Origin of the sequence: Cellulosimicrobium sp. AB352 (genome assembly GCF_049538415.1) — a bacterium.
Taxonomy (GTDB): Bacteria; Actinomycetota; Actinomycetes; order Actinomycetales; family Cellulomonadaceae; genus Cellulosimicrobium; species Cellulosimicrobium funkei.
Window position 1 is genome coordinate 1 of the sequence record NZ_JBMVFX010000010.1, and the last position, 11,803, is coordinate 11,803.

General features: G+C 73.7%; 12 protein-coding genes. 11 read left to right on the top strand and 1 reads right to left on the bottom strand.

All coding sequences use genetic code 11. The annotated features are described in order from the left end of the window. Window positions 1-86 precede the first annotated feature (86 nt). The 11 genes from tsf (at window position 87) to ACPCUX_RS08985 (ending at window position 10,826) form a co-directional block, all read left to right on the top strand. Window positions 87-926 (top strand): translation elongation factor Ts, encoded by an 840-nt coding sequence (gene tsf, locus ACPCUX_RS08935; protein WP_034652463.1) that lies wholly within the window; start codon window positions 87-89, stop codon window positions 924-926. A gap of 163 nt (window positions 927-1,089) precedes the next feature. After that, window positions 1,090-1,845, top strand: coding sequence for a UMP kinase (pyrH, locus tag ACPCUX_RS08940; RefSeq protein ID WP_031315725.1), 756 nt, complete (start codon window positions 1,090-1,092; stop codon window positions 1,843-1,845). A gap of 75 nt (window positions 1,846-1,920) precedes the next feature. Continuing rightward, window positions 1,921-2,478 carry a ribosome recycling factor gene (frr, locus tag ACPCUX_RS08945; RefSeq protein ID WP_021482015.1) on the top strand — a complete coding sequence of 186 codons (558 nt, stop codon included), beginning with the start codon at window positions 1,921-1,923 and terminating at the stop codon, window positions 2,476-2,478. A gap of 32 nt (window positions 2,479-2,510) precedes the next feature. Next, complete coding sequence (locus tag ACPCUX_RS08950) at window positions 2,511-3,368, top strand: phosphatidate cytidylyltransferase (RefSeq protein ID WP_021482016.1); 858 nt, start codon at window positions 2,511-2,513, stop codon at window positions 3,366-3,368. 113 nt (window positions 3,369-3,481) lie between these two features. Then, window positions 3,482-4,573 (top strand): 23S rRNA (adenine(2503)-C(2))-methyltransferase RlmN, encoded by a 1,092-nt coding sequence (gene rlmN, locus ACPCUX_RS08955; RefSeq protein WP_031315726.1) that lies wholly within the window; start codon window positions 3,482-3,484, stop codon window positions 4,571-4,573. Next, on the top strand, window positions 4,570-5,121 hold the full coding sequence (locus tag ACPCUX_RS08960) for a DivIVA domain-containing protein (protein ID WP_021482018.1): 552 nt from the start codon (window positions 4,570-4,572) through the stop codon (window positions 5,119-5,121). Before rlmN ends, ACPCUX_RS08960 begins: the two co-directional genes overlap by 4 nt. A gap of 14 nt (window positions 5,122-5,135) precedes the next feature. Further along, window positions 5,136-5,921, top strand: coding sequence for a class I SAM-dependent methyltransferase (locus ACPCUX_RS08965; RefSeq protein ID WP_198285597.1), 786 nt, complete (start codon window positions 5,136-5,138; stop codon window positions 5,919-5,921). A gap of 58 nt (window positions 5,922-5,979) precedes the next feature. Continuing rightward, window positions 5,980-7,179, top strand: coding sequence for a 1-deoxy-D-xylulose-5-phosphate reductoisomerase (gene dxr, locus ACPCUX_RS08970; protein WP_423388581.1), 1,200 nt, complete (start codon window positions 5,980-5,982; stop codon window positions 7,177-7,179). Window positions 7,180-7,237: 58 nt separating this feature from the next. Further along, complete coding sequence (locus tag ACPCUX_RS08975) at window positions 7,238-8,548, top strand: M50 family metallopeptidase (RefSeq protein WP_034652469.1); 1,311 nt, start codon at window positions 7,238-7,240, stop codon at window positions 8,546-8,548. 165 nt (window positions 8,549-8,713) lie between these two features. Further along, on the top strand, window positions 8,714-9,853 hold the full coding sequence (gene ispG / locus ACPCUX_RS08980) for a flavodoxin-dependent (E)-4-hydroxy-3-methylbut-2-enyl-diphosphate synthase (RefSeq protein WP_021482273.1): 1,140 nt from the start codon (window positions 8,714-8,716) through the stop codon (window positions 9,851-9,853). Between the two features lie 7 nt (window positions 9,854-9,860). Further along, a complete protein-coding gene (locus ACPCUX_RS08985) occupies window positions 9,861-10,826 on the top strand; it encodes a DUF4081 domain-containing GNAT family N-acetyltransferase (RefSeq protein ID WP_083712006.1) in 966 nt (321 codons plus the stop codon). Between the two features lie 39 nt (window positions 10,827-10,865). Here ACPCUX_RS08985 and ACPCUX_RS08990 read toward each other — a convergent pair whose 3' ends face one another. Then, window positions 10,866-11,789, bottom strand: a complete 924-nt coding sequence (locus ACPCUX_RS08990) for an Fpg/Nei family DNA glycosylase (RefSeq protein WP_034652473.1) — start codon at window positions 11,787-11,789, stop codon at window positions 10,866-10,868. Between the last annotated feature and the right edge of the window lie 14 nt (window positions 11,790-11,803).

Consider the following 11,803-nt stretch of genomic DNA (forward strand, 5'->3'; position numbering starts at 1 on the left):
CACCGGCGTACCGGGCACCCACGCGGTGCCGCCAGCACGTCGCTTGTGACGAAGTACCCGTGACGAACCACGAGTGAGGAACCACCATGGCGAACTACACCGCCGCTGACATCAAGGCCCTGCGCGAGCGCACCGGCGCCGGCATGCTCGACGTCAAGAAGGCTCTCGACGAGGCGGGCGGCGACGCGGACAAGGCGCTCGAGATCATCCGTGTGAAGGGTCTGAAGGGCGTCGCCAAGCGCGAGGGCCGCTCGACCTCCGAGGGCCTCGTCGCCGTCGACATCCGCGACACCGAGGGTGGCCAGGTCGCGACGCTCATCGAGCTCAACTCCGAGACGGACTTCGTCGCGAAGAACGACACGTTCATCTCCCTCGCGGACCGCGTGCTCAAGGCCGCGGCCGAGGCCGGCGCGCGCGACGCGGACGCGGCGCTCGCCGCGGACGCGGACGGCGAGACCGTCCAGCAGGTCATCGACAACCAGGCCGCGACGCTCGGCGAGAAGATCGTCCTGCGCCGCGTGACCCGCGTCGCGGGCGAGCGCGTCACCGCGTACCTCCACCGCACCGCGCGCGACCTGCCGCCGTCGATCGGCGTCGTCGTCGCCACGGACGCCGCGGGCGAGGCCGTCGCGAAGGACGTCGCGCAGCACGTCGCCGCGATGTCCCCGACGTACCTCTCGCGCGACGAGGTCCCGGCCGAGACGGTCGAGAACGAGCGCCGCATCGCCGAGGAGACCTCGCGCAACGAGGGCAAGCCCGAGGCCGCGCTGCCGAAGATCGTCGAGGGTCGCCTCAACGGCTTCTTCAAGGACGTCGTCCTCGTCGACCAGCCGCTCGCGAAGGACCCGAAGAAGACGGTCGGCCAGGTCGTCTCCGAGGCCGGCGGCACCATCACGGAGTTCGTGCGCTACCGCGTCGGCGCCTGACGCCCCCGTCGGCCCGGCCCCGTCGTCTCGTGGACGGCGGGTCCGGGCCGACCGCGCACCCGGGCCCGGCCCGGGCGCGCGACGACCGCCGACGTGCCGCACCATCAGGTGGACGACGGCGGAGCAGGACCACCCCGCCCCACCGGGCCAGGACGAAGGACAGGTGTCGACAGTGACGGCAGGCGAGCAGACCGAGCCCCGGACGGGGACCGAGCACCGGCGGGTGCTCCTCAAGCTGTCGGGCGAGACGTTCGGCGGCGGGCAGATCGGCCTCGCGCCCGACGTCGTCCAGCGCGTCGCCCAGGAGATCGCGGCCGCGGTCGAGCAGGGCGTCCAGGTCGCCATCGTGGTCGGTGGCGGCAACTTCTTCCGCGGGGCGGAGCTCTCCCAGCGCGGGCTCGACCGCGCGCGTGCCGACTACATGGGCATGCTGGGCACGGTCATGAACTGCCTCGCGCTCCAGGACTTCCTCGAGCAGGCGGGGGTGAAGACGCGCGTGCAGACCGCCATCGCGATGGGCCAGGTCGCCGAGCCGTACATCCCGCTGCGCGCGATCCGGCACCTGGAGAAGGGCCGCGTCGTCATCTTCGGCGCCGGCGCCGGGATGCCGTACTTCTCGACCGACACGGTCTCCGTGCAGCGCGCCCTCGAGACGCATTGCCAGGAGGTCCTCATGGGCAAGAACGGCGTGGACGGCGTCTACACGGCGGACCCGCGCACGGACCCCTCGGCCACCAAGCTCGACCACCTGACGTACACCGACGCGCTCGTCAACGACCTCGGGGTCATGGACGCGACGGCGCTGAGCCTGTGCCGGGACAACGACGTGCGCATGCGGGTGTTCGGCATGAGCGAGCCGGGGAACGTCACGCGCGCCCTGGTCGGCGAGAATATTGGCACACTGGTCACGACCGACTGACACCGGTGCGACCAGGCCGGTGACCCCGGCCACGACCGCACGGACCGACCCACGACGAACGACGAAGGAGCACTGGTGATCGACGAGACCCTCCTCGAGGCCGAGGAGAAGATGGACAAGGCCGTCGAGGTGGCCAAGGAGGACTTCGCCGCGATCCGCACGGGCCGTGCGAACGCCGCGATGTTCAACAAGATCACGGTCGACTACTACGGCGCCCCGACCCCGCTGCAGCAGCTCGCGTCGTTCACGGTGACCGAGGCGCGCACGATCCTCGTCTCGCCGTTCGACAAGAGCTCGATGACCGCGGTCGAGAAGGCGCTGCGCGACTCCGACCTCGGGGTGAACCCCTCGAACGACGGCAACGTCGTCCGGGTCGTGCTGCCCGCCCTCACGGAGGAGCGTCGTCGTGACTTCGTGAAGCTCGCGAAGTCGAAGGCGGAGGACTCGCGCGTCGCGATCCGCAACGTCCGCCGTCGGGCGAAGGAGGAGCTGGACCGCATCGCGCGCGACGGCGAGGCCGGCGAGGACGAGGTCGCGCGCGCCGAGAAGGAGCTCGAGGTCCTCACGAAGGCGCACGTCGACCAGGTCGACGCGCTGCTCGCGGGCAAGGAGAGCGAGCTGCTCGAGGTCTGAGCACCTCGTCCGGCGAGCTCCTCCACGCACCGATGACCGACACCTCCTCGACGGCCGCAGGCGAAGGCACGACCGCGGCGCGCGCACCCAAGGCGGGCCGCAACCTCCCCGTGGCGATCGCGGTGGGCCTCGGCCTGCTCGCGCTCGTCGCGGTCAGCCTCGCCTTCCGGCCCGAGCTCTTCGTGCTGCTCGCAACCGTTGCAGTGGGCGCGGCGCTGTGGGAGCTCGCCCAGGCGTTCCGGCGCCGCGACCTGCACCTCCCGCTGCTCCCGCTCCTCGTGGGCACGGTCGGCATCCTCGTCTCCTCGTACTACTCGGGGCCCGAGGCGTTGCTGGTCTCCTTCATGCTCACCGTGGCGGGGGCGGTGGTGTGGCGCGTGATCGACGGGTCGGGCACGGCCGCCGTGCGCGACGCCGCCGCAGCGACCTTCGCGGCGGCGTACCTGCCGTTCATGGCGGGCTTCGTCATGCTCATGCTCGCCGCGCCGGACGGTCGGGTGCGGGTCCTGCTCTTCATCCTGCTCGCGGTGGCGAACGACGTCGGCGGGTACGTCGCGGGCGTCCTGTTCGGGCGGCACCCGCTCGCCCCGTCCGTCAGCCCCAAGAAGTCGTGGGAGGGGCTCGCCGGGTCGTTCGTCCTGGCGACCGCCGTCGGGGTCGTCGGCGCGGTGGTGGGCCTCGGCGCGAGCCCGCTGCTCGGCGTCGCGCTGGGCGTCCTGGCCCCGCTCACGGCGACGATCGGCGACCTCGCCGAGTCCATGATCAAGCGGGACCTAGAATTGAAGGACATGGGGTCGCTCCTGCCCGGCCACGGAGGCATCCTCGACCGGCTCGACTCCATGCTCCTCACCGCCCCGTTCGTGTACGTGCTGCTCGCCCTGGCCGTCTGACGGCCCGGCTCACGGCGCGGCGCACCCGTCCGCACCGCCCCCCACGCTTGGACCTCCTCATGACCGTCCGTTCCGTCCGCCCGTCCGCGGAGTCGAAGCCGCTGCCGCTCGTCATGTCGGCCCCGCGCCGCGGCAAGCCGCCGCGCCACTTCGCCGACCTCGCGCCCGAGGAGGTGCGGGACGTCGTCGTCGAGCTCGGCGAGAAGCCGTTCCGCGCCAAGCAGCTCGCGACGCACTACTACGCGCACCTCACGCGCGACCCCGAGGCGATGACGGACCTGCCGAAGGCGACGCGCGACGTGCTCGCCGAGGCGCTCTTCCCGCCGCTGCTCACGGCGGCGCGGCGCATGGAGGCCGACGGCGGCACGACCGTGAAGACGCTGTGGCACCTCTTCGACGGCGCCAAGGTCGAGTCGGTCCTCATGCGCTACCCGCAGCGCTCGACCCTGTGCGTGTCGAGCCAGGCGGGCTGCGGCATGGCGTGCCCATTCTGCGCGACGGGGCAGCTCGGCCTGACGCGCAACCTCTCGGTCGCGGAGATCGTGGAGCAGGTGCGCTCCGCGGCCCGGTCGCTCGCGGACGGCGAGATCCCCGGCGGCCCGACGCGCCTCAACAACCTCGTGTTCATGGGCATGGGCGAGCCGCTCGCGAACTACAAGGCCGTCATGGGCACGGTGCGCCGTCTGGTCGCCCCCGCGCCCGACGGGCTCGGGATGTCCGCCCGCAACATCACGGTGTCGACGGTCGGGCTCGTGCCTGCGATGCGCAAGCTCGCCGACGAGGGGATCCCGGTGACCCTCGCGCTGTCGCTGCACGCCCCGGACGACGACCTGCGCAGCGAGCTCGTGCCGATCAACACCCGGTGGAGCGTCGACGAGACGCTCGACGCGGCCCGGCACTACTTCGAGGTCACGGGCCGCCGCGTGAGCATCGAGTACGCGCTCATCAAGGACATGAACGACCACGCGTGGCGCGCCGACCTCCTGGGCGAGAAGCTCAACGCGCGCGGCCGCGGCTGGGTCCACGTCAACCCGATCCCGCTCAACCCGACGCCCGGATCGATCTGGACGGCCAGCGACCCTGCCGTCGAGGCGGAGTTCGTGGCACGATTGCGCGGTCACGGGATCCCGACGACGATCCGTGACACCCGCGGCAGCGACATCGACGGCGCCTGCGGGCAGCTCGCTGCAGAGGAGGACGAGTGAGTTCGCTGTTCACCACGGTGTCGAAGACCCGGAACGGGTACGACCCCGAGGAGGTCGACGACTTCTTCGAGCACGCTCGTGACGTCTACGAGGGCCGGGTGTCGGAGCGGCTCACGAGCACGGAGATCCAGGCGTCGGTCTTCGACCTGGTCCGTGGCGGCTACGACACGCACGAGGTCGACGCCGCCCTCGACAGGCTCGAGGGCGCGTTCATCGCGCGCCAGCGGGCCGAGTACGTCGCGGCGCACGGGCAGCAGGCGTGGATGAACGCGCTCGCCGAGCGCGCGCGGACGCTCTACGGGCGCCTCGGTCGCCCCGACGGCGAGAAGTTCGCGCTCGCGGAGCGCGGCAAGCCGGCCTACGACATCGACGACGTCGACGACCTGTGCGACCGGCTCGTCGCCTACTTCGACCGCCAGGTCCCGATCACGGCGGCCGAGATCCGGTCCGCGACGTTCGGCCGGGCGCGCGGGCGCGACGGCTACGCGGAGGGTCCGGTCGACGCGTTCTTCGCGCGCGCCATCGAGGTGCTGCTCGGCGTCGAGTGACGACGCCCCACCGCGTGAGCCTCGATCCCCGGGCGACGTCGATCCGTCCGCTGCGCCGCGCGGTCGCGTCGCTCGCGGCGTTCAACGCCCGCCACCCCTGGAACCACAACGAGCACTTCCACGGCTGGGTCGTGCGGCGCGTGCCGCACGACGCCCGCGTCGTGCTGGACGTCGGCTGCGGCGCCGGCGTGCTCCTGGGCCGGCTGCGGGCCCGGGTCGCCGAGGTGCACGGGATCGACGCCGACGCGGGCATGGTCGCCCAGGCCCGGGCACGGCACGCTGCGGACCCCGCCGTGACGGTGTGCCGGCTCCGGTTCGACGACGTCCGCTCGCCCGACGACGTCCGCTCGCCCGACGACGTCCGCTCGCCCGACGACGTCCGCTCGCCGGGCGGGACGCCCGGGCCGGGGGCCGGTTCCCTGTGGCACCGCGGGTACGACGCGGTGACGATGGTCGCGGTGCTGCACCACCTCGAGCTCGACGAGGCGCTCCGGCACGCGCGGGGCCTCCTCGCACCGGGCGGCCGTCTGCTGGTCGTGGGGCTCGCCCGGGTCGCCACGCCCCGGGACCTCGCCGTCGACGTCGCGTCCGCGCTGCTCAACCCGCTCGTGGGCCTCGTGAAGCACCCCCGCCGCGCCCGGCCCGAGGACTCTGGCCCCGACGCCCCGGGCATGCCCGTCCGGGACCCGCGGCACACCGTGGACGAGGTCGCCCGCGCGGCCCGGGCGCTGCTGCCGGGAGCGCGCGTGCGCCGTCGGCTGTTCTTCCGGTACACGCTCGAGTGGACGGCACCGCGCTGACCGGACGACGACCCGGTGCGGTGCCACGCACCGCCCGCGGCCTGGAAGGATGGGAACCATGCCCGACGGACCTGCACCCACCCCGCGCACCGTGACGATCCTCGGCTCGACCGGGTCGATCGGCACGCAGGCGATCGACGTCGTCCGGTCCCACCCCGACCGGTTCCGGGTCGAGGCGTTCTCGGCGGGCGGGGGCGACGTGGACCTGCTGGCGCGCCAGGCCGCCGACCTGGGCGTGCGCGCGGTCGGCGTGGCGGACGCGACCCGTGCGGCGGCCCTGGCCGAGGCGCTGTCGGCGGCCTGCGCCGGTCGCGAGGAGGTCCCCGAGGTGCTCGCCGGACCCGATGCCGCGGCCGAGCTCGCGGCGCGGGGGAGCGACGTCGTCCTCAACGGGGTCACGGGGTCGGTGGGCCTCGGCCCGACGCTCGCCGCGCTGCGCGCCGGGTCGACGCTCGCCCTCGCGAACAAGGAGTCGCTCGTCGCCGGGGGAGCGCTCGTCCGCGCGGCCCAGCAGCGCCCGGACCAGATCGTCCCGGTGGACTCCGAGCACTCGGCCATCGCCCAGTGCCTGCGGTCGGGGACGCGACCGGAGGTGCGCCGGCTGATCCTCACCGCCTCGGGCGGCCCGTTCCGCGGCTGGGAGGCCGACGCGGTCAAGGCCGCGACCGTCGACCAGGCGCTCGCGCACCCCACCTGGGCCATGGGTCCGGTCGTCACCGTGAACTCCGCGAGCCTCATGAACAAGGGCCTCGAGCTCATCGAGGCGCACCTGCTCTTCGACGTCCCGGCCGACGACATCACGGTCGTCGTGCACCCGCAGTCCGTCGTGCACTCCATGGTCGAGTTCGTCGACGGCTCGACGATCGCGCAGGCGTCGCCGCCGGACATGCGCCTGCCCATCGCGCTCGGGCTGTCGTGGCCCGACCGGCTCGACCCCGTGACGCCGCCGTGCGACTGGTCCGCCGCGACGTCGTGGACGTTCGAGCCGCTCGACGACGCGGCGTTCCCCGCGGTGAACCTCGCGCGTGCGGCCGTGGCGGCGAGCGCCACGCACCCGGCGGTGTACAACGCGGCGAACGAGGAGGCCGTCGCGGCGTTCCTCAGCGGACGCGCAGGTTTCGGTGACATCGTGGCGACGGTCGAGCGCGTGCTCGCGGCGCACGACGGAACCCCCGCGGACGCGCTGACGTTGGAGCACGTGGCGGAGGCGGAGACCTGGGCGCGCGCGCGAGCCCACGAGCTGCTGGACCGCCGGTGACGAGCAACCGTCGGGGCGGGACGACCGCCCTGGACGTCGAGAGGGAGCAGAGGGAACGATGGCCACGCTGATCGGCATCCTGGTGATCGTGGTCGGGATCGTCGTCTCGATCGCGCTGCACGAGGTCGGGCACATGGTGCCCGCGAAGAAGTTCGGCGTCCGCGTGAGCCAGTACATGGTCGGCTTCGGCCCGACCCTGTGGTCGCGCACCAAGGGCGAGACCGAGTACGGCCTCAAGGCGATCCCGCTCGGCGGCTACGTGCGCCTCGTGGGCATGTACCCGCCCGCGCCCGCGGGCGCCCGCCCCCGCGGCAGCGGGTTCTTCTCCCAGGTCGTGGCCGACGCGCGGGACGCCAGCACGGAGGAGATCCGGCCGGGCGAGGAGCACCGCGCGTTCTACAACCTCTCCGCGCCCAAGAAGGTCGTCGTCATGCTCGGCGGCCCCTTCATGAACCTCCTCATCGCGTTCGTCCTCATGGCGATCGTGTGCGTCGGCATCGGCCTGCCCGCGGTCACCACCACGGTCGGCTCGGTGAACGCGTGCGTCCCGTCCGCCGTGACGGACGAGGAGCAGGAGTGCGCCGCCGACGCCGACCCCTCGCCGGCCGCCGCCGCGGGGCTCCAGCCGGGCGACACGATCGTGGCGTTCGACGGCGAGGACGTCACCTCGTGGGACCAGCTCTCCGGCATGATCCGGGGCGCCGCCGGGCAGGCCACGCCGGTCGTCGTCGAGCGCGACGGCGAGCAGGTCGACCTCACCATCACGCCGGTCGACGTGGAGCGCCAGGTCGTCGCCGAGGACGGCACGCCTGTCGTCGACGACGACGGCGAGCCCGTCACGAAGCCCGCCGGGTTCGTCGGGTTCGCGCCGACCGTCGAGCGCACGCCCGCCGGGATCGGCGTGGCCGCGGAGGCCACGTGGCAGCAGGTGAGCGGCACGGCGGGCATCATCGTCACCCTGCCGGTCAAGGTCTACGAGGCCGCCCAGGCCGCGTTCACCGACGCGCCCCGCGGGCAGGACTCCGTGATGAGCGTCGTCGGGGTCGGCCGGGTCGCGGTGGACGTCGCGGGCGCGGAGAGCCCGGTGCTCGACCGCGTGGTGACCATGCTCCTGCTGCTCGCCGCGCTGAACGTCGCGCTGTTCGTCTTCAACCTCATCCCGCTCCTGCCGCTCGACGGCGGGCACGTGGTCAACGCGCTCTACGAGGGAGCCAAGCGCACCGTCGCGCGCGTCCGCGGTCGCCCGCGCCCGGGACCGGCCGACCTGGCGCGCATGATGCCGGTCGCGTACGTGATGTTCGTGGTCCTCGTCGGCGTCGGTGCCCTGCTGATCCTCGCCGACATCATCGACCCCGTCCGCCTCACGTAGCCCGGCGCGTCGTCCGAGGCCTCTGCTCCACCGGTAGTCGTGCGTGGAGGTGCCGCGAAGATGTGCGGGACCGCGCGGGAAGGTGACGTCCCGGACACCCGGCGGTGCCCCGTTCGACGCTCGCCGGGGGATACTAGGGGCGTGAGCGTACCCATCAGTCTCGGAATGCCTGCCGCGCCGCCGCCGGTCCTCGCGCCGCGCCGCAAGAGCCGCAAGATCAAGGTCGGCAAGGTGGACGTCGGCGGCGACGCGCCGATCAGCGTCCAGTCCATGACGACGACGCCGACGACGGACATCAACGCCACCCTCCAGCAGATCGCGGAGCTCACGGCGTCGGGCTGCGACATCGTGCGCGTCGCGGTGCCGAGCGCGGACGACGCGCTCGCCCTGCCGGCGATCGCGAAGAAGTCGCAGATCCCGGTGATCGCCGACATCCACTTCCAGCCCAAGTACGTGTTCGCCGCGATCGACGCGGGGTGCGCCGCGGTGCGCGTGAACCCGGGCAACATCCGCAAGTTCGACGACCAGGTCAAGGAGATCGCGAAGGCGGCGTCCGACGCGGGCGTGTCCCTGCGCATCGGCGTGAACGCCGGCTCCCTCGACCCCCGCCTGCTCGCGAAGTACGGCAAGGCGACGCCCGAGGCGCTGGTCGAGTCGGCCGTGTGGGAGGCGTCGCTGTTCGAGGAGCACGGCTTCCACGACTTCAAGATCTCCGTGAAGCACAACGACCCGGTCGTCATGGTGCGCGCGTACGAGCTGCTCGCCGAGGCGGGCGACTGGCCGCTGCACCTCGGCGTGACCGAGGCCGGCCCCGCGTTCCAGGGCACGATCAAGTCGGCCACCGCGTTCGGCGCGCTGCTGAGCAAGGGCATCGGCGACACGATCCGCGTCTCGCTGTCCGCGCCCCCGGTCGAGGAGGTCAAGGTCGGCAACCAGATCCTCCAGGCGCTCAACCTGCGCCCCCGCAAGCTCGAGATCGTCTCCTGCCCGTCGTGCGGCCGCGCCCAGGTGGACGTGTACACGCTCGCGGAGAAGGTCACGGCCGGGCTCGAGGGCATGGAGGTGCCCCTGCGCGTCGCCGTCATGGGCTGCGTCGTCAACGGCCCGGGCGAGGCGCGCGAGGCGGACCTCGGCGTCGCGTCGGGCAACGGCAAGGGGCAGATCTTCGTCAAGGGCGAGGTCGTCAAGACGGTCCCCGAGTCGCTCATCGTCGAGACCCTCATCGAGGAGGCGCTGCGCATCGCGGAGACCATGACGCCGGAGAACGACGCGCAGGCCGGCCCGCCGGTCGTCACGGTCGGCTGACGCCCTCGTGAGCCGCTGGCGCCCGTCCGTCCCGGCACTGCGGCCACGGGCGCGCGCCGGGTCGGGCGACGACGCGGCCGAGCGGGCCCGCGTGCTCTCCGACGCGGACGTCCCCGAGGCGCTCGCGGTGTGCGCGGGCGACCCGGTCGCGTCGACGCTCGCGGCGGCGCGGCTCGCCGTCGCGCAGCACGCCGGCCTGCACGCCGCGGGCGGCCAGGCGTGGGGCTTCCCCGCCGTCGGTCCGCTCGAGGCGGTGTGCTGGGCCGGGGCGAACCTCGTGCCGGTCGTCCCGGCGTCGCTCGACGCCGACCGCGCCCGCACGGCGGTCGCGGCGTTCGCCGCGCTCGCGCGGCACGCGGGGCGGCGGTCGTCGTCGGTCGTGGGCGAGCGCGACGCCGTCCTGGCGTTGTGGGACCTGCTCGCCCCGCACTGGCCGGCGCCGCGCGAGATCCGGGCGAACCAGCCGTCGCTCGCGATCGACCGCGACCCGGACGTCGAGCCCGACCCGCACGTGCGCCGCTCCGTCCCGGCGGAGGTCCCCGTGGTGCTGCCCGCGTGCGTGCGCATGTTCACCGAGGAGGTCGGCTACTCGCCGGTCGAGGGCGGGGGCCGCGCGTACGAGGAGCGCGTCCGCTCGCTCGTGCTCGCGGGCCGGTCCTTCGTCCGCATGGCCGCGGAGCCCGGCCGCTCGCCGCACGTGGTCTTCAAGGCGGAGCTCGGCGCGGTGACGCCGCGCGTCGCGCAGGTGCAGGGCGTGTGGGTCGACCCGCGGTACCGCGGGCAGGGGATCGCCGCTCCGGGGATGGCCGCCGTCGTGCGTCTCGCGCGCGAGCCCGGGCCCGCGGACGCGGCGCGCGGTGCGGCGCCTCCCGTGGTCTCGCTGTACGTCAACGACTACAACGCGGCCGCGCTCGCGACGTACCGCCGGGTCGGGTTCGAGCAGGTCGGGACCTACGCGACCGTGCTGTTCTGACGGCGCCGCCCCGCAGGGCGCGCCCCGCCCGGCGGGTCCTCACTTGAGCAGGCGCGACATCCGCCGGTCGGCGAGGACCTGGCCCCCGGTCTGGCACGTCGGGCAGTACTGGAGGCTGCGGTCGGCGAAGCTGACCTCGCGCACGGTGTCGCCGCACACGGGACAGGGCAGACCCGTGCGCCCGTGCACGCGCATCCCCGCGCGCTTCGCGTCCTTGAGCTCGGCGGCCGGCTTGCCCGACGCCGCCGCCACGGCCTCGGCGAGCACCTCGCCCACGGCGGCGTGCACGCGCGCGACCTCGTCGGGCGTGAACGAGCGCGTGAGCTTGAACGGGCTCGTGCGCGCCGCGTGCAGGATGTCGTCGGAGTAGGCGTTCCCGATCCCGGCGATCGACGACTGGTCGCGCAGCAGCCCCTTCACCTGCTGGTTGCGCGCCGCCATGAGCGCCCCGAGCGCCTCGGGCGTGAAGGCCGGGTCGAGCGGCTCCACGCCCAGCGTCTCGATCGCCCGGACCTCCTCCGGGTGCCGCACGACGTGCACCGCGAGCCGCTTGCGCGTCCCGGCCTCCGTGAGGTCGAACCCGGAGCCGTCGTCGAACCGCACGCGCAGCGCGAGCACCGCGGCCTTCCCGCCACCGCTGCCGCCGAGGCGCGGGCGGACGGGCGTCGTCGGGGCCTTCTCGGACCAGCGCAGCCACCCGCCCCGGGCGAGGTGGAACACGAGGTGCACCTCGGCGTCGGGCCCGGGCACGCCGGTCCCGACGCCGGTCTCGGCGAGCACGAGGTCGAGCCACTTGCCGTGCCGTCGGGCGCCCGTGACGACCCGCCCCACCAGGGCCGAGACCGGCGGGTCGAACGTCTTGAGCGCGGCGATCTGCGCGACGTCCGCGGCCACGACGGTGCGACCGGTCGCGCGGTCGTCGAGGAACCGGGCGAGGGCCTCGACCTCGGGCAGCTCGGGCATGGGGACATCCTCCC